At 26.4% G+C, this 21,016-nt stretch carries 24 protein-coding genes; 8 read left to right on the top strand and 16 right to left on the bottom strand.

Going from position 1 to position 21,016, the window contains the following annotated elements; all coding sequences use genetic code 11:
* From T352_RS0105050 to T352_RS0105025, 6 genes are all read right to left on the bottom strand, one after another.
* On the bottom strand, positions 1 to 2,837 hold a 2,837-nt coding region (locus T352_RS0105050; RefSeq protein ID WP_026392027.1), incomplete at its 3' end, for an RHS repeat domain-containing protein.
* A gap of 2 nt (positions 2,838 to 2,839) precedes the next feature.
* Positions 2,840 to 4,192: a Mur ligase family protein gene (locus T352_RS0105045; protein WP_026392026.1), complete on the bottom strand. Its 1,353-nt coding sequence runs from the start codon at positions 4,190 to 4,192 to the stop codon at positions 2,840 to 2,842.
* Positions 4,193 to 4,196: 4 nt separating this feature from the next.
* The gene (locus T352_RS0105040; protein WP_026392025.1) at positions 4,197 to 5,426 is read right to left on the bottom strand and encodes a hypothetical protein; all 1,230 of its coding nucleotides are present in this window, start codon (positions 5,424 to 5,426) and stop codon (positions 4,197 to 4,199) included.
* Positions 5,416 to 5,763, bottom strand: coding sequence for a hypothetical protein (locus T352_RS0105035; protein WP_026392024.1), 348 nt, complete (start codon positions 5,761 to 5,763; stop codon positions 5,416 to 5,418). The genes T352_RS0105040 and T352_RS0105035 overlap by 11 nt, the downstream gene beginning before the upstream one ends.
* A gap of 3 nt (positions 5,764 to 5,766) precedes the next feature.
* Positions 5,767 to 6,723, bottom strand: a complete 957-nt coding sequence (locus T352_RS0105030; protein ID WP_026392023.1) for a hypothetical protein — start codon at positions 6,721 to 6,723, stop codon at positions 5,767 to 5,769.
* Between the two features lie 87 nt (positions 6,724 to 6,810).
* Complete coding sequence (locus T352_RS0105025) at positions 6,811 to 7,101, bottom strand: hypothetical protein (protein WP_026392022.1); 291 nt, start codon at positions 7,099 to 7,101, stop codon at positions 6,811 to 6,813.
* Between the two features lie 253 nt (positions 7,102 to 7,354).
* Here T352_RS0105025 and T352_RS07385 point away from each other — a divergent pair, with 253 nt between their 5' ends.
* The 4 genes from T352_RS07385 to T352_RS0105015 are packed head-to-tail and all read left to right on the top strand — an operon-like array spanning position 7,355 to position 8,486.
* Positions 7,355 to 7,594, top strand: a complete 240-nt coding sequence (locus T352_RS07385; protein WP_026392021.1) for a transposase — start codon at positions 7,355 to 7,357, stop codon at positions 7,592 to 7,594.
* Entirely contained in the window at positions 7,579 to 7,860 is a 282-nt protein-coding gene (locus T352_RS07380; RefSeq protein WP_162151212.1) for a transposase, read from the top strand. Before T352_RS07385 ends, T352_RS07380 begins: the two co-directional genes overlap by 16 nt.
* The gene (locus T352_RS07425) at positions 7,829 to 8,164 is read left to right on the top strand and encodes a transposase (protein ID WP_162151213.1); all 336 of its coding nucleotides are present in this window, start codon (positions 7,829 to 7,831) and stop codon (positions 8,162 to 8,164) included. The genes T352_RS07380 and T352_RS07425 overlap by 32 nt, the downstream gene beginning before the upstream one ends.
* Before the next feature lie 10 nt (positions 8,165 to 8,174).
* On the top strand, positions 8,175 to 8,486 hold the full coding sequence (locus tag T352_RS0105015) for a hypothetical protein (RefSeq protein ID WP_026392020.1): 312 nt from the start codon (positions 8,175 to 8,177) through the stop codon (positions 8,484 to 8,486).
* A 170-nt stretch (positions 8,487 to 8,656) separates the two neighbouring features.
* Here T352_RS0105015 and T352_RS0105010 read toward each other — a convergent pair whose 3' ends face one another.
* The 10 genes from T352_RS0105010 to T352_RS0104965 all read right to left on the bottom strand — a co-directional run bounded on the left by T352_RS0105010 (position 8,657) and on the right by T352_RS0104965 (position 16,851).
* Positions 8,657 to 9,376, bottom strand: a complete 720-nt coding sequence (locus T352_RS0105010; protein ID WP_026392019.1) for a hypothetical protein — start codon at positions 9,374 to 9,376, stop codon at positions 8,657 to 8,659.
* Positions 9,377 to 9,435: 59 nt separating this feature from the next.
* On the bottom strand, positions 9,436 to 9,978 hold the full coding sequence (gene nusG / locus T352_RS06630) for a transcription termination/antitermination protein NusG (protein WP_035345393.1): 543 nt from the start codon (positions 9,976 to 9,978) through the stop codon (positions 9,436 to 9,438).
* Positions 9,978 to 10,403 carry a preprotein translocase subunit SecE gene (locus T352_RS0105000; RefSeq protein WP_026392018.1) on the bottom strand — a complete coding sequence of 142 codons (426 nt, stop codon included), beginning with the start codon at positions 10,401 to 10,403 and terminating at the stop codon, positions 9,978 to 9,980. Before T352_RS0105000 ends, nusG begins: the two co-directional genes overlap by 1 nt.
* Positions 10,404 to 10,412: 9 nt before the next feature.
* On the bottom strand, positions 10,413 to 10,562 hold the full coding sequence (gene rpmG, locus T352_RS0104995) for a 50S ribosomal protein L33 (protein ID WP_026392017.1): 150 nt from the start codon (positions 10,560 to 10,562) through the stop codon (positions 10,413 to 10,415).
* Positions 10,563 to 10,655: 93 nt separating this feature from the next.
* Positions 10,656 to 11,144 carry a sigma factor gene (locus tag T352_RS0104990; RefSeq protein ID WP_026392016.1) on the bottom strand — a complete coding sequence of 163 codons (489 nt, stop codon included), beginning with the start codon at positions 11,142 to 11,144 and terminating at the stop codon, positions 10,656 to 10,658.
* Positions 11,131 to 11,823 (bottom strand): 23S rRNA (guanosine(2251)-2'-O)-methyltransferase RlmB, encoded by a 693-nt coding sequence (gene rlmB / locus T352_RS0104985; protein WP_026392015.1) that lies wholly within the window; start codon positions 11,821 to 11,823, stop codon positions 11,131 to 11,133. Before rlmB ends, T352_RS0104990 begins: the two co-directional genes overlap by 14 nt.
* A gap of 94 nt (positions 11,824 to 11,917) precedes the next feature.
* Positions 11,918 to 14,503: an HAD-IC family P-type ATPase gene (locus T352_RS06625; protein ID WP_051615846.1), complete on the bottom strand. Its 2,586-nt coding sequence runs from the start codon at positions 14,501 to 14,503 to the stop codon at positions 11,918 to 11,920.
* Complete coding sequence (locus tag T352_RS0104975) at positions 14,500 to 14,874, bottom strand: Mini-ribonuclease 3 (protein WP_162151211.1); 375 nt, start codon at positions 14,872 to 14,874, stop codon at positions 14,500 to 14,502. The genes T352_RS06625 and T352_RS0104975 overlap by 4 nt, the downstream gene beginning before the upstream one ends.
* Positions 14,875 to 16,179 (bottom strand): cysteine--tRNA ligase, encoded by a 1,305-nt coding sequence (gene cysS / locus T352_RS0104970; protein ID WP_026392013.1) that lies wholly within the window; start codon positions 16,177 to 16,179, stop codon positions 14,875 to 14,877.
* Positions 16,180 to 16,290: 111 nt separating this feature from the next.
* Positions 16,291 to 16,851, bottom strand: a complete 561-nt coding sequence (locus T352_RS0104965; RefSeq protein ID WP_035345389.1) for a Maf family protein — start codon at positions 16,849 to 16,851, stop codon at positions 16,291 to 16,293.
* Positions 16,852 to 16,967: 116 nt separating this feature from the next.
* Here T352_RS0104965 and tilS point away from each other — a divergent pair, with 116 nt between their 5' ends.
* Genes tilS through T352_RS0104945 form a run of 4 tightly spaced genes read left to right on the top strand, consistent with a single transcriptional unit; the run spans position 16,968 to position 20,965 of the window.
* The gene (gene tilS, locus T352_RS0104960; protein ID WP_162151210.1) at positions 16,968 to 18,245 is read left to right on the top strand and encodes a tRNA lysidine(34) synthetase TilS; all 1,278 of its coding nucleotides are present in this window, start codon (positions 16,968 to 16,970) and stop codon (positions 18,243 to 18,245) included.
* A complete protein-coding gene (gene hpt, locus T352_RS0104955) occupies positions 18,242 to 18,772 on the top strand; it encodes a hypoxanthine phosphoribosyltransferase (protein ID WP_026392010.1) in 531 nt (176 codons plus the stop codon). Before tilS ends, hpt begins: the two co-directional genes overlap by 4 nt.
* 11 nt (positions 18,773 to 18,783) lie before the next feature.
* On the top strand, positions 18,784 to 20,721 hold the full coding sequence (gene ftsH, locus T352_RS0104950; RefSeq protein WP_162151209.1) for an ATP-dependent zinc metalloprotease FtsH: 1,938 nt from the start codon (positions 18,784 to 18,786) through the stop codon (positions 20,719 to 20,721).
* Complete coding sequence (locus T352_RS0104945; RefSeq protein ID WP_026392008.1) at positions 20,711 to 20,965, top strand: RNA-binding S4 domain-containing protein; 255 nt, start codon at positions 20,711 to 20,713, stop codon at positions 20,963 to 20,965. Before ftsH ends, T352_RS0104945 begins: the two co-directional genes overlap by 11 nt.
* Positions 20,966 to 21,016: the final 51 nt, after the last annotated feature.

The following is a 21,016-nucleotide window of genomic DNA, read 5'->3' as shown; positions in this document are numbered from 1 at the left end:
TGATTATTACTATTATATTTACTTTCACTAATTAATCGTTTAAACTCATCATATTCATATATTATCCCGTCCATAAATAAGTTGTTGTTTAGTCTTACGATATGAGTTAGGTTACCCATCTCATCAAATGTATATATTTTATTAATGCTTCCGGTTTTCTCTATTATTGTATTAGTTTTATTATAACTAGAATAACTATAATTATTCTCAAAAACAGAATAATATGTATTTCTTTTATATTTAGATAATCTTCCCTCCTTATCATAAAAACTTTCAATTAGAATAGAGGGATTTGTACTATTAGATTCGCCTTTGTGTAAAGTCATATAGATTTTTTTATTACCATTTTCTATCTCTTTATTATTATAGGTATAGTTATAATTAATTCCATTTAATTCATTAACTCTTTTTCTTAGTCTTCCTAATCCATCATAAGTATAATTACTGGTTAACCTATCTCTTCCGTTATTAGATATAATTTGACTAATTATATTTACATCCTCATACTTAATTTCTTTACTATGATTATTTGCTATATCGTTAATTTCAGTTATTCTACCAAAGGCATCATACCCAAATTCTGCTTCTAAAACATTATTATATTTAATTTTTATTGGTTTTAATTTACTATTATAATTATAACTATATACATTATTATTGTCGTATTTAAGTTCTGAGACTAAATTAGTTAATTGATTATTGATAATTGTTTGATATGTTCTTTCTTCTAGATTATATCCATTTAGTCTCACTTTAGTTAATCTTTTATAATTATCATAATCATACTCAAATGACTCGTTATTATTGGTTTTAACATTTTTAATTAAATCATTTTCATATATAAAATTATTTGTTTCTTCTAAATTGTTTAGTTTAAAACTTGTTTCTGTTAGTTCATTTAGATAGTTATATTTATAGTTTGTGCTTAAACCACTTGAATCAATAATACTATTAAGCCTCATACTTTTATCGTAATAGTATCTTGTTTCTAAATCATCATTGTTTTTTTCAGATGTTATTAATTCAGTTATTGAATCATAAGTTGTTTGATTAGTTTTAACTATCCCATCCTTATCTCTAACTGTTGAAAGTGTTATATTATTTTTGTTATCATATTCATAACCTATCATAAATAGTGATTTTTCATCTCTAACATTAACTAATCTACCGTTTAGATTATAAGTATATATTAAGACTTCATCATCTTTTGATACTTTAATAACTCTTCCCAAATCATCATATTCAATTGTTTCTTCATCTGTCTTAGCTATTTGACCAAGTCTATTTATCTTGTATTCAGGACCACCAATTTTGTTTAATCTCAAATCTCCAAAATATACAGTCTCACTGCCTTTATATTTTATAGATAAATCAATTTCTTTTTCGTTATACTTTAAAGTAACTGCTGTTGTTATAAAATTAAAACCATTTTTATATGATACAACAGAGTGTGGAATAACTTTATTATTTACTAGGATTTCAAGGTCATTTGTGTCGGATCCATGATACCAAAAACTAAATATATTTAATTTTTCCTCATGCGTTTCTTCAAGTTTAATTATTTGATTTATTACTTTAATTTTACTAGGATCAGTATTTGATTGAACTCCACCAATTCTTAGTAAAGACCCCTTAATTAATTCAGTATAACCAAAGTTGTTATTTACAACAGTATCAAATATATAATCTATGTTTGTGAAGTTGAAATGTTTAGGTCTCATATACCTATCTACTTTTTCATAAAAATCTCCATTAACTAGATAATTTTTTGATAAGTTATTTATGCTTTTTGGTTCTGCAAATAGTATTTCATTTTTATCATCAAAATGAAAATAGTTATAATTCATAATTGTATGGTTATCTTCTTTTGTTGCAGAAAAATTATTATTAATATCAAAATAAATGGTTTTGATGTTAGAAAAATTATCTTCAACTACTATTCTATCATCAAAATAATTATAGGTTAAATACGATGTTAATCCATTTATAACACTTTTTTTATATAGTTTGTATAAAGAATCAACATTTGAACTTTTATACTCATAATTTATTTCTCTTCCAAACTTGTCTTTAATACTTTTTATATAAAAGTTATCATCACTTTTTATCCATAATATTTTAGTATCACTTAAATATTCATCCTTATACGTAGATTCATCATAATTTGAGAGCTGATAAGAGAAAATTCTACTAATTAAATTATTACTACCATAAATAAATCTCATCTCGTAGTCTTCTTTTTCATTAGTTATTTTTGTTATCAAATCATTTTTTTTCTCAATTATTATATTATCTGAATAATTATTGTAAATTATTATTTTACTATTAGAGTCATCATACTCTATTACCGATTGATCAATTGTATTTTTATCTTGCAATTTAGAAATTTTATATAAATTATTGTTGTATTTCTCAAATGTTGTAACTATGTTACCTTCGGTCATAATATATTTCCCATTTTCAATAATAATTTTACTTTCGATTCCATTTTCTTTTCTAATAAACTCTGTTGCTTCTCTGCTTTCTTTAATATATTCTAATTCTATCCCTAAATAATCTATTACATTAATTGTAGATGCATTCAATTTTATTATTGAGTAAAAAATATTTATTGTTGTTCCTGTACCAAAAATATTAGTATTGTTTTTACTTGATACTACTCCTCTAAAAGGGATCATTATTTTTTTACTTAACTTTATATCAGGTAGCATAAATTGTAATTCCCCGGTTTTATAGTTTAAAACTTCTGTTATGTCACCTAATATTGTTGTTGGAATTAATAAGTTTCTTTTATTTGTTGAAGGCTCATTTATGAAATTCCTTTGTACTGTTTCCATTTTTATACCCACCCAATCTCTTTTAATATTTCTAATAAAACCTCTTTATCTTTATGTAATACGTAATCATTTTTTGAGTCACACATCACTCTTCTATTTCCTCTTCCTGATATATATATTAAATCTCCATCACTAGAATTTATGAGAATATTTTTAATTGCTGATGTGCGATCAATCTCTTTTTTAACTTCAATTCCATTATCTATAAACGATGCTTGATAGTTTATCAATTCCTCTTTATTTGTATCACCAGAATCATTTGTAGTAATAGTTACGCTATCAACATATTTTTTTAGATAATTAAAGGCATAACTTATTGATAATTCTCTCTCCCTAATTAACTTTTCTTCTCCAAACTCATCAATCCAGTATTTATATCCTAATCCCACTGCCCCCACTAGTAGATGAAGTTTATTAAATTCTCCTCTTACTTTATAACTATTTAATCTTTTAAGTTGTGGCGATATTGAAGTATTGATTATTATTTTTCTATTATTAAGATTAATTATTTCATCTCGTCCCGGAATAGTAATACTTTTTATATATTCAGCAAATTTATTATAATCATAGATATTTATTTCTTTTAATACACTAATAACCCCGGCAATATTAATTGCATTATGCGAATATAACATATTTGTGCTAAAACTTTCTTCATTTACTTCAAATCTTAACCCCTCTACACTATCCATCTGTTCTTCACTACTTGTAACAAAATAATCCACTTTATTTCTGTCAATCTCTTTCTCGTTCGTTACATAGTTTGACATATAAGTTATTTTTTTATTTGAGTTTATGTTATAAAGCTCCTCAAATGTCTCTTTAGAACTAGCATTAAAGATTAACGTTGTCTCCTTTGATGCTTCTTTAAAAAAATTAATTTTTGTTTCTCTATAATTATTATAAAAATAAGTATTATGTGTATCTCTTATATTTGACAATAACCTTATATCAAACGGAAAATTATTAGTATAACCTTTATGTATCGCTCTTTCATTTACTTCCATTATTATATATTCTGCATCATATTCAATTGCTTCTTCAACAATATCTAAAATCATTTGTGTATCTACTATTGGATTTTCAACTTCTTCATCAATAATATTAAATGATGCCCTTGAGTCAATTCCTATGCTTGAGTAAAGCATTGATCTATATCCCTCTTTTTTAAGGTAATTATGGATTAAGTATGATATGGTTGATTTGCCTTTGCTACCACTTATTCCTATAATTATTGGGTCTTTTTTTACACTTCTCAACATAATATTATTCGATTCTTTCTCACTAATTCTATTTAGAATTCTTGATTCATTTCCGTTTAAAAATTTATTTTTAAGTATTTCTAGTTTATTCATTTTATTAATCCCCCGATGAGCTATTACTTTCGTGTATTACGATAACATCTAATTCTATTTTCCCGTACTCTGATCTATGAATTTCATCCTGATATAGTGTGATTTTTAGTGGTATAATTTCCGTTCTCCCTGGTTTGCTGACTAAACCATTTATTTTAAAGTCTAAATTAAAAACATATTTATCTTGATTTAATCCACTAAATACTACTTCTGGAATTATTTGATAACCTAGATAATTTTCTGTTTTTACAAAAAATAATCTATCAGAAATTACTTCAAATGAATTATCCATTCTTTTTTGTATATTTCCTGTCATTTTAATTTTGTAATAATTGCTTGTTGTTATATGATCGTATGTGACAATTACCTCTTTATTACGGTCAGCAATTATTGGAGAAAATACCATTTTATTATCAAAAATCCAATTTCTAAATATTCTATATTTTCTTCTATAATCCCATACATCTGAGGTTTTACTGAATGTTTCTACTAAAGGAAAAATAACATTTGTATTCTTTTCAACTTTATTAGATTTAATTAAATTTCCCACTTCATCTTTAAATGTTATTAAGACAAATTTATTTATCGGATTAACTTCTAGATTACCCTCATTGATTATATATAACTCGTTATGTTCTTTATCGTCTTCATTTAAGCTTAGATATTCACCTTTACTAACAATTTTAAATGGTGAAGCTGATACATTTCTTGAGAAAATTGCTTTTTCATTTTCTAAAAATGAACTATAACTATCTATATTATTATAAGAATCACCCTTTGAAAAAGGACTTACAATTGATTTTATAGTTTCACTATTTTTACTTGAAAAAGGGCTAATACTATCTAAACTATTATTTGTATATTCAATAAATATCTTATTACTAATATCATTTTTTATTTCTTTAATCGATAACTCTTCAAAAAAAATCTTGATATCATCATTAAAGTCTTTTGTTTCAATTTTAAATAGTCTTTCATTTATAAAATTAATTTTTGCTAAAGTATCTACAAATTTTAAATTAAAATCATTTTTACTTGTTCTAAAATAGACATTATTATCTTTTAAAGCTAACTGATATGAAAAATCTTTTTTTGTAATATTTTGATCTAAAACTATTATATAAACAATTCCCGCCCCTAGATTAAATCTTAAATTTTCTTCATTATCAAAAACTTTATAAAGTCCTGTCTTTAAATTATCATAATATATTTCTCTAACTGTTTTAATTTCCATCTATTAATCCATCCTTAGTTTTATAATTTACCTTCTTAGTAAATTTAATTACTTCATCTATTTCTTCATCAATTTTTTTAATATCATATTTTATTTTATTTTCTTTGCCAAATCTCTCTAGTCTTGTAGTAACAAATTTTTTTCTATCTGTGCTTTTATCAAATAATTCTTCAGCCAAACTAATTAAACGGATAAGCTCTTCTGAAATTAACTCATTTGACTTTAATTTTTTAATTTCTCTCAAATTACTAATTAATTTCATCAAATATGTAATGATTGCTACTATTACTATTAGCGATGTGCTTATATAACTTAATACTGTTTCTAATTCTTCCATTAATTATTCCCCTTCCCTAATATTTGTTAGTATTATTAAATAATCACTTTTTTTATTCTTTAATATACTTTGATTGATCTTATTTATTATTTCAAAACTAAAAGAACTATTATTAAAAGCTTTGTTTATCGTATCCCTAAAATTAGTTTTTTGATTAAGTTCGTCTTTCAACAATATATAGACATGTAATGATTTTTTTAACTCTTTATACATTAACTTTAAATGCTCTTCATCCTTACTGGTTAACTCAGATAATTCATAAACTATTTCATAATTATAATCATTAATTGCTTCTGCGATACTTTTTAATGTTATCGGCAAATTAATTAAGTCTCGATCAAAAATAATAGTTTTATTATTAGTTTTTTTTACCTCTAACGTATTTTTAAATTGAATTTTTTTTATTATTCTTCTAAATCTTTGAGAGTTATAGACTTCTAATTTTTCAAGGATTTTTATCGCTGAATTTATATTCTCAATATTTAAACTTGTTATTAACTTTGATTTATATTTCAAGTTTTTATATTTAAAAATCAACCCATTAGTATTGTTTCTTATTATTTCTATATCATCTAAACTATCTTTTGACTGAATTTTTACTATTGCATTTAAATTTTCCAACATTTTTAATGCTCGATAAAAATTCTCCTTTATACCAAAATTTAAATAACTTGTTTCAATGATGTTTGTTTCTAATACTAAATCATAATTAATTAACTCAAGTCCTAAATTATAAAGTATACTTTCATAATGAATTTCTACAATTAAGTATTCTACTTTTGACACTAAAAGATCTTTGTAATTATTAACTTCATAAATATTTTTTTTATTTTTCTTATATATTAATAATTCTTTCCCATTAAAATATCCTATTTTATACCTCTTATTTAATAAGTATTTTATAGTTATTTTAGCAACTGTGCTTTTCCCCTTACTTCCTCTTATCCCAATAATCTTCATATTTTCACCTCCTTTTTTACTCCTCTATGTTTTGATTTTAGCACCATATAATTAAAAAAATCGGTTAAATTTTAACCGATTTTTATCTTAATTTTGTGGTATAATGCACTTTTTGAATAAGGCTCTAAATTTATTTCTTTCTAAATAAAGTTTGCTTTCTGACATTGAAAATAAAACACAAATATCTGATAATTTCTTTTTATTTTGACTTATATATAATTCTATAAATAAATCATATCTTTTAGTATTGTTTTCAAAATCATAACATTTTAAATACTCCTTTATCCAACTTACTATTTTACCTAATCTAATTTTACATTTTATATCATACTGCTCCTTGGATAAAAATTTATGTTCAACTAAAAAAATATTTTCCATAATGAAGCTCCCTTTACTATTTCATATCGAATTTGATTTTTTGTTATATCTTTATAACTTGATTTCATATCGATATTATATCTAATATAGATAATCATCCTTAAATTCTTTCATAATAAGCTATATAAATATTAATTTATAAAAGTATTTTTCTTTTTGATTGAAATTCACTTAAAATAAAAGGTTAAATAACTTTCACTAGTGGAGAGTTCTCGCCTTTTGGTTTTTTATCCCAAATATTTATACTTAATGTATGTTAGAAAATAGATATAATTATTTAAATCTAAATAAACTTTCATTAGCTCTTGCTGCTAAGGCTGGTTTTAGAGTTGGCTATGTTGCTTTTTTATATACTAGAGGAAGATCTCTTAACCTTCATCCACATCTACATATTTTACTTGTTGAAAGAACGGTTGATAAATTAGGTAAACATAAAATATTTTCTACTTCCCTTTTAGTAGACTTAAAAAAACCGTTATGTACCGTTTCTTAGTTAATGCCAATGATATTTTAAAAGAACATGGTGATAAAGTTTTATATAAACAGTTTAATATCTTAAGAAATTCTATTCATAAAGAATACAAGGATGGTTTCTATGTTTATGGTCCTGCAAGTAAGAATCATTCTTCTCATATTAAAACTGCTAAGGATGCCGCGAACTATATTTCCAGATATGCTTCTCATCCACCTATTGCTCAATCTAATATATTAGCTCTTGATACTTTAAATATTAGTTACTTGGACCTACACTCCTCATGAAGCTCCAAGAAAACAAATTGTTATTACTGAGTCCGTCTATGATTTTATTGCTAAACTTGTTAGACATATACCAGATCAAGGTTTCCATGTCCTAAGATATTACGGTTTTTATGCTAACCGGTCTTCATACAGTTTAACTAAAAAGAAAAAACTATTTGATAAATTAGAACTTGCTAAATCTAAAACTTCTAATAAATGGCGTATAATGATTAAGAACACCTATAAATATGATCCATTACTTTGTCCTTGTGGTCAAGTAATGATTCTAAATTTAGACATGTCATATTTGGGTAAATATGAATGAATAAATTTTAATGACTAAATATAAATACTTTAATACCTATCAAACAAAAATGGCTATCACTCAAAAAATGAATATTGTAAAAGAATATAATATAGCTAATCCTTATTCTAAGACAACTATTGATGAGTTTTTTAGTGTCCCTGGTATTTTTGAAATAATTAACATGCAATCTTTGGCATATAATGAATTAGTAAATATTTACTTTTTTCTAATCAAGCCAGCTATTATTAGTGGTGAGTTGGCATTTCCTATTGAGTTTTGTCCACACTGCGAAGCGCGTCAATTAGTTCCCAAAGAAGTTTACGAAAAGTTAAATAAATAATCTTTTAAATCTTAATCTATTTTAAATTAACTGCTATTGCAGTTTTTTGTGTTATGTTATGAATATCTAGAGTTTTTTAAAATTCAATTACAATTTCTTAGTAAAAATAAAAAGACTATACTTTTTGAAATCTTAAGATCTCTTTTGGTATAGTCTTTGTCATTATTAAATTATACTGTCATTATACTCATTAGTTCGATAACTTTTTTCTTATTAAGATAAATGCTGTAAATCGCTACTATAATCGCTTGAACTGGTACTATTAGATTTAGTATAATATTAAAACTATACCTATTTATCGTATCTAAATCACCTATATAAGTTAAGGCAAACACTAAACTTATTGCTATAATAGACATTACTAAGTTCATTTCATAACCATTTTTATAAGGTCTTATTTTAATATATAAAATTAGCTCAATTACTAAATTAAATAGTAAGTAAAAAATTGTTAAATAAAATAGATGTTTAAATAGTAAGTTGATACCAAATACAATCAGATAGTTTGAAGCTAGTAATTTGGGTATTAGGTTTAGATTGTTAATATCCATTTTTACACCATTAAATTTATATGCATAGATAAATTTTGCAAGTAAGATTACTGAAATTCCTGATAATATAATTATTTTACTTAAAAGATCCAAATCAATTAAAATCATCACTGGAAGTAATAAACATATAAGGACATGAAATAAACTAAAGATAAAACTCTTCTTTCCTATTTTATGTTCGAAAAATAATAAGATAAATGTTGAAATTAGTAATATTATAAATCCTGAGTAAAAATGAAAAGGAGTAGTTTTAATATTCATTTCATTATATATCAGGATTGTTGTTAGTGCATAAGAAAGATAGTACATATAATAAAATCTATTAAGTAGTTTGTTCATTCAATCACCCCTTTATACTATTATAACAAAAAAAGCAGATTAAACCTGCTTTTATATTTTTAGATTAAAATTTTAAGACTTTCGATTTCAACTTCTACTGGAGTTGCTCTACCAAAAAACTGAATTTCTACTATCGCGATATTTTGATCAGCATTAACTTGTGATACTTTACCAATTTGGCCATTATATGTACCACTAATAATTTCAACTTCTTTGTTTAAGTAGTGTTCAAATGTTGGTTTTTGTTTAACACCTATCTTATATAAAATAGCATCCATTTCAGCATCTTCTAGCGGAACTGGTTTTGTTCCACCACCTGATGATCCTAGGAAACCTGTAACTTTTGGTGTATTTCTAACAACAAACCATGAATCTTCTTTATCGATCATTTGAACGAAAACATATCCAGGGAACATTTGTTTAATTTTTTCTTTTTCTGTCCCGTCTGCTTTTGTTTCAACTATTGTTTCTTCTGGTACGATAACTTCAAAAATTAAATCATTCATACCCATACTGTCAATTCTTCTTAATAAGTCTTTTTTAACTGAGTTTTCTTGACCAGAATATGTTTGAACAATGTACCAACGTTTTCTTTCAGCCATTATTTCATACCTATAATGTCATGAAGTTTTAATACAATAATATCAAATGAAAAAATTACAAAAATAAATAATAAAATAAATATTAATACTCTAACACTGTGATCTAAAAACTCTGGCCATTTTGCCCAACTAATTTTCTTAAGTTCTGGAATAGCAGGAGCGACAAATGGTGCTGCAACTAAACCTACACCTAACATTGAGATACCAAATAGTACCCAAGCAAATATTAATTGATTTGTTCTCTTTCCTAAGATTGGGAATGATTCATCAATTGAGATTGGTCCTTTATTAATAATAATGATCAGTGACAATGCTGCAGATAAAACTGCTAATATAAGAAGAACTAAATTTTCTCCTCGATATTCAGTCATTAAGATTTCTCTTAATTTACTCTTTTTTTCAATTTCTTTTTCTTTAATAGCCATAGCTGCCTCCTATTTGCTTTCTTTATGTAGTGTATGTTTGTTACATTTTGGACAAAACTTGTTAATTTCTAGACGTTCTTGATTAGTCTGTTTATTTTTAGTTGTGTCATAATTTCTACTTAAACATTCAGTACAAATTAATTTTATTTTTTCACGCATTAAAAAACCACCTTTTTTGTGGTCATTCGCAAATGTATTCTAACATTTTTAAATGACATAGTCAAATATACTTTTATATTATAACATAAATATTTAAATTTTATTTTTTATTCGATAAATTGCATTATATATTTGTTTTACCGATTTGTTTTCAACTTCAGCAATATATGAAATATTTTGATTTTCAACAAAATATTTATTAAATACAATGTTCTCAAATTTTGTTAAATGTTCTGTGTCGATCTCTTCTATACTTTGTTCTTTATCAGGAAACATCTCAAAATCATCATATATTTCATATAATGGTTTTTTTCTGTTTAGTTCAAAGATTTTTCTTTTTAAAATTAGTTCAAAAAATCTAGTAAATGTTTTGCCTCTTCTTTCTTCAAAAATGTTAATTGCTTTATTCATTAACATTAACCCTTCTTGAAGATAATCATCAAAATAGAATTTATCAGGATTATATTGATAAATATTTTTATAGATCATTAGTTTATATTTCCCTAAGAGCTTTTTAAATGCCTCTTCACAGTTTTCATTTTGAACTAAATAAATTAGTTCATAATCATTATAACGATGCATATAACATTAAGGCTGCTGCAACACTAACATTTAATGAGTTTACTTTACCGTACATTGGTATTTTAACTAAGATATCACAGTTTTCCTTAACTAGATGGCGAATGCCAGTCCCTTCATTTCCAAGAATTATCGCAACCGATAAATCTTTAGGTATTTCTAAATAACTATTAGTTGCTTTATCACTTGTTCCTACTACTAAGACATTATTTTCTTTTAATTTGGTAATTGTTTGATTAATATTTCCAACTAAGATTACATTAACATGTTCAATTGCTCCGCTTGATACTTTAGCAACCGTTCCATTTAGTGGAACTTGATGTTTCTTACTCATAATAATTCCATCAAGATTTGTTGCTTCTGCAGTTCTTAAAATTGCTCCTAGATTATGTGGATCAGTTATTTCATCTAGAATTAAAAATCTTTGTCTTTTTGAACTATCTAAGATATCTTCTAAGTTTTTATATTCATATGGTTTGATCCCAGCAACTACACCTTGATGTACACCATTTTCTGAGAGATTATTTAACTCTCCTTTATCTTTAAAACTATATTTTATATTATGTTCTTTTAATAAATTTAAAAAGTTATTATCATTAAACTTATTATCTAAATATAGTTCATAAATTGTTCTTTTGTTTATTATTGCTTCTTTTACAATGTTTTTTCCGTAAATATACATATTAATACCCCTTTTTCGCTTATTTTAATATACTACTAAAATAAAGTCTATTTAATTTTGAATTCAAGATAAAAGGCGCATAACACGCCTTTTATTATAAGTTTGTTAATACTTTAACGATTTTATTTAAGATTGATTTTACCCATGTTGTAATATTAGAACAAATATATAGTAATGGGTATGTTGATTGAATTAAAACAATTAATAATAAAATTTGACTAACTGTTAGTGGCTCAACCGGTGATATATTTAATTTAATAAATGGTACCAATTCAAAGATATCTGGTCTTAAGAATACTATCCCAACAAAAATTAGTAACATTGAAATAAATATAACGAATCTAAATTTATTAAATGGCATCGATATTTTCATTAATAAGATAAACATTGTAACTGTTGCTGTTGAAACAATTAATGTTGTTTGAACATGATCACTCATATTTAATGTTTTACTTAATCCAAAGATAATAAGACTGTTAATTAAAATAACAATTGCTCCAGGGAGTGCTCCTTTAATAACATTGACTATAAACTTACCCTCAACTCGGTTATTATTAGATTCCATAGCAAGGAAGAAAGTTGGAATACCAATAACTAGGAAGTTAATTGGCATTAACTGACTTGGTTCAATTGGATATGCACCTTTTTTAAGAATAGCCACAGTTGCTAAGAGAATTGTAAACAAGGTCTTAGCAAGGAATAGTCCTGATAGTTTTTGAATGTTATTAATTACTCTTCTACCTTCTTGAACTACTTTTGGCATTGATGAGAAATTAGAATCTAATAAAACAAGGTGAGCTACGTTTCTAGCAGCTTCACTACCACTTGCAAGAGCAATCGATGTATCTGCTTCTCTTAGTGCTAATATATCATTAACACCATCACCTGTCATTGCAACTGTATGACCTTGATTTTTTAAGGTCTCCACTAAAATTTTCTTTTGGTTGGGAGATACTCTACCAAAGATAGTATATTCACTTGCTGCTGCAATTACTTCATTGTCTGATAATCCATCTAAACTAATATATTTATTTGAATTTAAGATTCCTGCTCTTTGAGCAATTCTTGATACTGTTGCTGGATTATCTCCAGAAATTACTCTAACTTCAACACCTGATTTTTTAAAGTAATCAATTGTCTCAATTGCATCAGGTCTAATTGTATCTTCAATCATAATTAAACCAAGTGGTCTAATTGTTCCTGATAACTTATCATCTTCAATCATATTTTCGGTATGTGCAAGTGTTAAAACACGATAACCTAGTTTTGCTTGTTTTTCAACTTCCTCTAATACATCTTTATTTTGAATAGTTTTCTTTAATACAAACTCAGGTGCCCCTAAAACTAATGTACCAAATTTATCAAAACTTACTGCACTATATTTTCTAGCACTTGAGAATGGAATTTCAGCAACACTTCTAAGTCTTTTTGCAGTTCCAAATCTATCTTCTAATGCTTGACTTGTTAAATTTCGCTCCCCTTGCGCATTGAGCATCGCAGAGATTGCATTTTTAATGGTAAGTCCTGTTTTATTTTCATATTCTATTACTGAGTGAACAGTCATAGTACCATCTGTAATAGTACCTGTTTTATCTAAACACAATACATCAATTCTTGCTAACATTTCAATACAATATAATTCTTGAACTAAGGTATTATTTTGCGCTAGTCTAATAACACCAACGGCAAGCGCACTACTGGTTAATAAAAATAGTCCAGATGGAATCATCCCAATTACCGCACCACTTGTCTTTAAAACAATTTGTTGATAAGTCATCGCAGTATTGGTATTCATTAAAATAAATAATGTTGCACCCATTGGTAAGATTATAATACCCACAAATGTAATAATAAATTTAAGCGAACTAAATAGTTCTGACTTTGGTCTACGATACTTCTTAGCTTGACTTGTTAGTTTTTGAACATATATATCATGCCCAACAGCAACTACTTGTGCATAAGCCTGTCCTGATACAACATAAGATCCAGAATATAGCGGATCCCCTTCTCTTTTTACAATAATATCAGATTCACCTGTTAGTAATGATTCATCAACTTCTAAAGTCCCACTTCTAACAACAGCATCAGCTGATATTTGTTTACCACCATTTAATCTAAAAATATCATCAATCACGATAGCACTAACTGCAATTTCCATTTGATTTGAATCTCTAATAACAATTGCTGTTGGTGCAGATAATAATGATAAATTATCAATTGTTTTTTTAGCTTTTACTTCTTGAATTATACCTATAATCAGGTTGGCAACTACTACTACTAAAAAATCTAGTTGCTTTACTGCAGCATCCGCTTGGATTAACCATGCAGCAATTCCGAATGTTAAAATATTGAAAAATGTAAAAATATTTGTAAACATAATGTTAAATATAGTTTTACTACTACCTATATTAACTGCATTATGATATCCAGCCATTGTTCTAGACTCGACTTCTGCAAGGCTTAAACCCTTATCAATATCTGGATTATATCTTTCAACAATAATATCATTTTTAGATTTAATCTTGGAATTTAAATTAACTTCAGGAGTTTTTACATCATTTTTAGGCGAACTAAAAAGATCACCATTAAACTTAATAGGCTCTTCTAAAATGATTGTTTTTGGGCCTTTTTGCTTTTTCTCTTTTGTTTTCTTTACTTCATGCGCCATTTCTTCACTCATTGTAAATCCCCCTTATCGATATAGTTAATTGATATATTAACGATCAAATCTAATCTATTATTTTTTTCTAAATATAAATATCCAATAATACTTTCAAACCCGGTAGCCTTAGCATATGTTTCACCATCTACATTTTTTCTACCACTTGTACTATTATTTCTGCCTCTCTTATAGGCATTTATTTCATCTTCTAATAAAATATTATTATCAATCATCATTTGAACAATATTTGCTTGAGCAATACTAGATGTATATTTAATTGCTTTGCTGTGCAATTGTTTTACATGGGTATACCCTTTATTTAATAAATGATCTCTAATTTGTAGTTCATAATAAGCATCCCCAATATAGGCAAGTGTTAATCCGTTCAATTATATCCAACCTTCTTCTAGCAATTCTTTTCTTAGCAAATCAGCCTTTGCATAATCTTTATCTAACCTAGCTTGTTGCCATAACATATATGATTTTAAAGTCTTTTCTTCTAATTTAATCTCTGGCATTAAACCTAGAACCTCTAAAATAGTTTTTAATGAATTATATAGCTTTATCATTTTAATTATATCACTATTTGTCTTATTTAATTCTTTAATTACTTCTAGAATTAGAGTAATAACATTAGGTGTATTTAAATCTTGATCCATCTCTTTTTCAAACTTATTTAAAATCTCTTGATCAAACATATTTTGATCAAAACTACTACCAAACATCAGTCTAGTTCTTTTTAGTGTTCTAATAATTTTATCATACATCGAAATAAATTCTAAATATAATTCATCACTATAATTAATTGGATTACGGTAATGATGAGCAAGAATTAATAATCTGTAACTAATTGGATCTTTTAAATCTTTAACTAAAATCGTATTGTTTAGTGATTTGCTCATCTTTATGTTATCTAAATCTACTCTTCCAACATGCATCCAGTAATTAGCAAGACCATGATTACTATGAGCAATCGTCTGTGCATTTTCATTTTCATGATGAGGGAATATTAAATCAGTCCCACCACCATGAATATCAATTGTTTCACCAAAAATATCATTATTCATAACTGCACACTCGGTATGCCATCCTGGTCTTCCTATGCCAAATGGACTATCGTATGAAAGACCTTCTTCTGTATTTTTCCAAAGTGAGAAATCTCTAAAATCAAGCTTATCACTTTTATTTTCAATTCTAACTGATTCTTCTAAATCATCTTTATTTTGCTTTGATAATGAACCATAACTATCTAGTTTTGTTGTTTTAAAGTAAACTCCAGATTTAGTCTTATATGCATAACCCTTATCAATTAAATCATCTATATAATCGATCATTTCGCTTATGTAGTTAGTTGCTTTAGGCATTTGATCTGGTAATTTACTACCAATCCTTTTTGTATCTTTAATAAACTCTTCAATAAATTTATTAGTAAGTTCTTCTTCTTTAACCTTTAAAACTTTTGCTTCATTTATAATTTTATCATCAATATCAGTAATATTTGAAACATAATTAACATCATAACCTTTATATGTTAAATAATTTTTTAGCATATCAAAAAAGATAACTGGTCTAGCATTACCTATGTGAATATACGAGTATACAGTTGGTCCACAAACATAAATAGAGACATGATTATCTTTAACTGGTTTAAATTCTTCAATTTTTCTAGTCATTGTATTATAAATTTCAAACATTTCTTATACCTCTTCTTTAACTTATTATACTTTAAAATCACAAAAATTAACAAGGTTTATATTATTTTACCTTAATTATTACATAATTATATAACAAAATGTTGATAAATTTTATTTATCACTTAAAATTAAGTTTAATTTATCAACTACTTGCTTTAATGGTAACCCTACAATTGTGAAGAAATCACCATTAAATGTCTTTATTAAGTTTTTCCCTAGCCCTTGAATTGCATAACTACCCGCTTTTCCTATAGGCTCACCAGTGTTAATATAACTTAAGATATCGTCATCAGATAGTTCATTGAAAGTTACACTACTTTTAGAATAAAAAGTATCCACATTATCATTATTAATAATTGTTACCCCTGTTATTACATCATGAGTTTTATTTGATAATGTTTTTAACATTCTAAAAGCATCTTCTTTATCCTTAGGTTTTCCAAATATCTCATTTTTATAAGCAACAATTGTATCTGCTGCTAAAATGATTTTATCAGGATTTCTACTAAACACATCTAGTGCTTTTTCCCTTGATAATCCCATTGCATTTTCAAATGGTTTCAATTCTTTTTTAATATTTTCTTCTATATTACTTGGTATAACTTCAAAATTAAATCCTGCATCTTTTAATAAATCAATTCTTCTAGTTGAATTACTTGCTAATATTATCATTATAAATAGATACCTCTCTTTAAATGCTATTTTATATTTTAAATTCTTAAATGTCAATTTAAAATAAGTATATATTATTAAATATGTTATAATAAATCAAGGAACGAGGTGGTAAAATGATTGAAAAACTGAAAGTTTTAGATGATCTTAAGATTGATAAAAATAAACCATTAATAGTTGCAGTAAGTGGTGGTGTTGATTCAATGGTTTTAATAGATCTTTTATATAAAGCCAATTATAAAGTAATTATTACACACTTTAATCATCAAACCAGAAAAGAAAATGAAAAAGAGCGCGATCTTGTTATTAGTTATGCTATTGACAAAAACATTCCATACTTTGTTTATAGTTTAAAAATAAGATCAGGAAATTTTCATGAAAAAGCAAGAAATGAACGATATTTAAAACTAAAAGAAGTTGCTAAGACTCATAAAACTAAGTACATTGTTACAGCACATCATCTTGATGATTTAGCTGAAACAGTTTTAATGAAAATAACTAGAGGTAGTAATCTCTATGGCTATGCTGGAATTCATAAAATAGTTAATGAAGATGATTTTATCTACTTAAAACCACTTCTTGAAAACACTAAACAAGAAATTATTGATTATGCTTTTAAAAACGAGATAAAGTATTTAGAAGATACTTCTAACTACAAAGATAGTTACATGAGAAACAGATACCGCCATACTATTATTCCAATAATGAAACAAGAAAATAGTAATTTACTAAATAGTTTTAATAACTATCACAATCAAGTAGCTAACGCATTTAACTACATTAGAAAAAATGCAATAAAACATTTAGATGGATTAAAAATTAAACTTAACACTTTTAACAAACAAGATATTGCAATTAAAAATGAGATGATTGCTTATCTCTTAGAACAATATGAAATAGATTTTACTTATGATTTAGTTATTAAGATAAATCAAATTTTATCTAATAATAAACCAAATCAGACTTATAATCTAAGTCGTAATTATGTTTTAATTAAATCTTATAATGAAGCATTTATTGAAGAAAAAACTAATAAAATATCATTCGAAGTTCCTCTTAAAATGAAGGAAAACACCTTGCCGAATATGAAAAAAATCACATTATTAAATAACATCTCACATAACAATATAAATAAAATTAAAATATGCTATAATGAATTAACGTTACCACTTATAGCACGAACCAGAAAAAATGGTGACGTTGTTAAATTTAAATATGGTCATAAAAAGGTTAAAGATCTCTTAATTGATTTGAAAATACCAAGACATTTAAGAGATGATTTAATTGTAATAACTGATAGTTCTAATACAATATTATATATTGAGAATGCATATTTAAATGAGACACTTGGTAACGAAAATAATATCTACATCAAAATAGGAGAAGACAAATGAACGAGATTTTAGAAAGTATTTTAATATCAAAAGAACAAATTAACGAAGCATGTATTACTTTAGGAAAGCAAATAACAAAAGATTATGAAGGTAAAGATACTGTCTTAGTTGGATTATTAAAAGGATGTATTCCATTTTTATCTGACTTATCAAAAGAAATTGATCTTCCAGTTGAAACACAGTACATGATTGCAAGTTCATATCATGGAACAACTACTTCTTCTGAAGTTCACATAAAATATGATTTAGAAATTCCAATTGAAGGTAAACACATACTATTAGTTGAAGATATTGTTGACACAGGCCAAACAATTAATGCAATTATCAAATTATTAAAAAATAGAAAAGCAGCAAGTATCGAAGTTGTTACACTTCTTAATAAAGTTGATAATAACAATCTAAAACCAAAATATATTGGTTTTACAATACCTAATAAGTTTGTTGTCGGATATGGTCTTGATTTCCAAGAAAAATACCGTAACTTACCATATATTGGAGTATTAAAAAAAGAATTATACGATAAATAAGGAGAAAGATAATGAATAAACCAGTTCAGAAGAAAACAAAAAGAAGACCGGATTATTTAGTTATTATAGTTTCATTATTACTGATGATTGGTGTTTTCTATTTTATTAGAAATGCAATGAATCCAGTCTATGAAGCTCAATATAACGAAATTGAGGTTGCTGTTCAAGATGATCACATTGAGTATTTTGAATATATCGCAGTCGGTGGTGATAATCTAGACACTGTAAGAGTTAATGGTAAGTTTAGAGAAGAATTTAAAAATCTATATGAAAATAAAGTTTCATTTACTATTGTTATGAGATTAGATGATGCAGATGAGTTTTTAAAGATTGTTGCTGCAAATGGTGGTACTACTAAAGTTGATGTTAAATCAGGAGTAAGTTTCTGGTCAGTATTATTTAGTCTATTACCTATTATAATAAGTGTGCTTATCTTAATATTTATATTTAAGAGTGCATCTGGTGGAAACAATAAAGCATTTGACTTTGGTAAAAATAGAGCAAAACTTTCAAGAGGTAAATCAGTAACATTTAAAGATGTTGCGGGTTCTATTGAAGAAAAAGAAGAATTAGCGGAAATTGTTGACTTCTTAAAAAATCCTAAGAAATATCACGATATTGGAGCAAGAATTCCAAAAGGTGTACTTCTTGTAGGTTCACCAGGTACAGGTAAAACTTTATTAGCACGTGCTGTTGCTGGTGAAGCAGATGTACCATTTTACACAATCTCAGGTTCAGACTTTGTTGAAATGTTTGTTGGGGTTGGGGCTTCAAGAGTTAGAGATTTATTTAAAATAGCAAAAGAAAGTTCACCATGTATTATCTTTATTGATGAAATTGACGCTGTTGGTAGACAACGTGGTGCTGGTTTAGGTGGAGGTCATGATGAACGTGAACAAACACTTAACCAATTACTAGTTGAAATGGATGGTTTCTCTGCAAATCAAAATATTATTATTATTGCAGCAACAAATAGACCAGACGTATTAGACCCAGCACTTCTTAGACCAGGACGTTTTGACCGTCAAATTATGATTGATTTACCAGATGTTAAAGACCGTGAAGCTATTTTATATGTTCACGCAAGAAACAAAAAGATTGGTGATGATGTTAACTTTAAAAACATCGCACAAAGAATTCCTGGATTCTCAGGAGCAGATATTGAAAACTTACTTAATGAAGCTGCATTACTTGCTGCTAGAGAAAATAGAGTTGTTATTTCAGAAAAAGACTTAGATGAAGCAATGGACCGTGTAAGAATGGGACCAGCTAAGAAGAGTCGTAAATACTCAGAACATGAGAAAAAAGTTGTTGCATACCACGAAGCAGGACATGCTGTTATTGGTATTAAACTAGAACATGCTAACGTTGTTCAAAAAGTAACAATTATTCCAAGAGGTCAAGCTGGTGGTTATAACTTAATGATGCCTGCTGAAGAGACTTTCTTACAAACAAAGAATCAATTACTCCATACAATTACTGGTTATTTAGGTGGTAGAGTAGCTGAAGAAATTGAATTTGATTCAATTACTACTGGTGCTTATAATGACTTTGAAATGGCAACAAAGATTGCTAGAGCAATGGTAACTGAATATGGTATGAGTGATTTAGGACCTGTTCAATATGAATCACGTGGACAAAATGTCTTCTTAGGTCGTGACTACTTCAATGAGAAAAACTTCTCAGATCAAGTAGCTCATGAAATCGATAAAGAAGTTAGAAATATTATCAATGGTTGTTTAGCAGATGCAAAACGTATTATCCTTGAAAACAAAGATTTATTAGATGCAATTAGTAACTACTTAATTAAAGTGGAAACATTAACTAAATCAGATATTGATGAAATTGTTAAAACAGGAAAATTAGCTTGGGCTGAAAAAGAAACTGTTGAAGAAGTTGCTACTGTAGAGCAGGAAGAAGAATCTAAAGAAGAAACAAATGAGAATTGATTTATTTTTAAAACAATCTAGATTAATTAAACGTAGAACTGTTGCTAAAGGTGCTGCTACTAAAGATTTGATTATCGTCAATGATAAAATAGTAAAGCCTAGTTATCAAGTAAAGGTTAATGACTTAATAACTCTTAATCTAGGATCAAAACAAATAATTGTTAAAGTTACTTCACTTATTCCTAAAAAAGATGAGTTAATGTATGATTTAATTAGTGAGAGTTTTATTGGACAAAAGAATTAACTTTTGTCCTTTTTTTTGAAAAAAATGATATAATATTAAAAGAATTAGGAG

The organism is Haploplasma modicum ATCC 29102, from assembly GCF_000687835.1.
Taxonomy (GTDB): domain Bacteria; phylum Bacillota_I; class Bacilli_A; order Acholeplasmatales; family Acholeplasmataceae; genus Haploplasma; species Haploplasma modicum.
The sequence above is the reverse complement of the archived record's forward strand: the minus strand, read 5'-3'. Positions and strand labels throughout refer to the sequence as shown.

What these genes read in the sequence shown, in the direction of transcription:
- T352_RS0104965 (WP_035345389.1), bottom strand. Translation starts at nt 16,851, where the DNA reads ATGATAATATTAGCAAGTAATTCAACTAGAAGAATTGATTTATTAAAA.
- hpt (WP_026392010.1), top strand. Translation starts at nt 18,242, where the DNA reads ATGAACGAGATTTTAGAAAGTATTTTAATATCAAAAGAACAAATTAAC.
- rlmB (WP_026392015.1), bottom strand. Translation starts at nt 11,823, where the DNA reads ATGTATATTTACGGAAAAAACATTGTAAAAGAAGCAATAATAAACAAA.
- T352_RS0105010 (WP_026392019.1), bottom strand. Translation starts at nt 9,376, where the DNA reads ATGAACAAACTACTTAATAGATTTTATTATATGTACTATCTTTCTTAT.
- rpmG (WP_026392017.1), bottom strand. Translation starts at nt 10,562, where the DNA reads ATGCGTGAAAAAATAAAATTAATTTGTACTGAATGTTTAAGTAGAAAT.
- T352_RS0105040 (WP_026392025.1), bottom strand. Translation starts at nt 5,426, where the DNA reads ATGGAAATTAAAACAGTTAGAGAAATATATTATGATAATTTAAAGACA.
- T352_RS07380 (WP_162151212.1), top strand. Translation starts at nt 7,579, where the DNA reads ATGTACCGTTTCTTAGTTAATGCCAATGATATTTTAAAAGAACATGGT.
- T352_RS0104945 (WP_026392008.1), top strand. Translation starts at nt 20,711, where the DNA reads ATGAGAATTGATTTATTTTTAAAACAATCTAGATTAATTAAACGTAGA.
- tilS (WP_162151210.1), top strand. Translation starts at nt 16,968, where the DNA reads ATGATTGAAAAACTGAAAGTTTTAGATGATCTTAAGATTGATAAAAAT.
- T352_RS0105000 (WP_026392018.1), bottom strand. Translation starts at nt 10,403, where the DNA reads ATGGCTATTAAAGAAAAAGAAATTGAAAAAAAGAGTAAATTAAGAGAA.
- T352_RS0104990 (WP_026392016.1), bottom strand. Translation starts at nt 11,144, where the DNA reads ATGCATCGTTATAATGATTATGAACTAATTTATTTAGTTCAAAATGAA.
- cysS (WP_026392013.1), bottom strand. Translation starts at nt 16,179, where the DNA reads ATGTTTGAAATTTATAATACAATGACTAGAAAAATTGAAGAATTTAAA.
- T352_RS0105035 (WP_026392024.1), bottom strand. Translation starts at nt 5,763, where the DNA reads ATGGAAGAATTAGAAACAGTATTAAGTTATATAAGCACATCGCTAATA.
- T352_RS07385 (WP_026392021.1), top strand. Translation starts at nt 7,355, where the DNA reads ATGTTAGAAAATAGATATAATTATTTAAATCTAAATAAACTTTCATTA.
- ftsH (WP_162151209.1), top strand. Translation starts at nt 18,784, where the DNA reads ATGAATAAACCAGTTCAGAAGAAAACAAAAAGAAGACCGGATTATTTA.
- T352_RS06625 (WP_051615846.1), bottom strand. Translation starts at nt 14,503, where the DNA reads ATGAGTGAAGAAATGGCGCATGAAGTAAAGAAAACAAAAGAGAAAAAG.
- T352_RS0105025 (WP_026392022.1), bottom strand. Translation starts at nt 7,101, where the DNA reads ATGGAAAATATTTTTTTAGTTGAACATAAATTTTTATCCAAGGAGCAG.
- T352_RS0105045 (WP_026392026.1), bottom strand. Translation starts at nt 4,192, where the DNA reads ATGAATAAACTAGAAATACTTAAAAATAAATTTTTAAACGGAAATGAA.
- T352_RS0105015 (WP_026392020.1), top strand. Translation starts at nt 8,175, where the DNA reads ATGACTAAATATAAATACTTTAATACCTATCAAACAAAAATGGCTATC.
- nusG (WP_035345393.1), bottom strand. Translation starts at nt 9,978, where the DNA reads ATGGCTGAAAGAAAACGTTGGTACATTGTTCAAACATATTCTGGTCAA.
- T352_RS0105030 (WP_026392023.1), bottom strand. Translation starts at nt 6,723, where the DNA reads ATGAAGATTATTGGGATAAGAGGAAGTAAGGGGAAAAGCACAGTTGCT.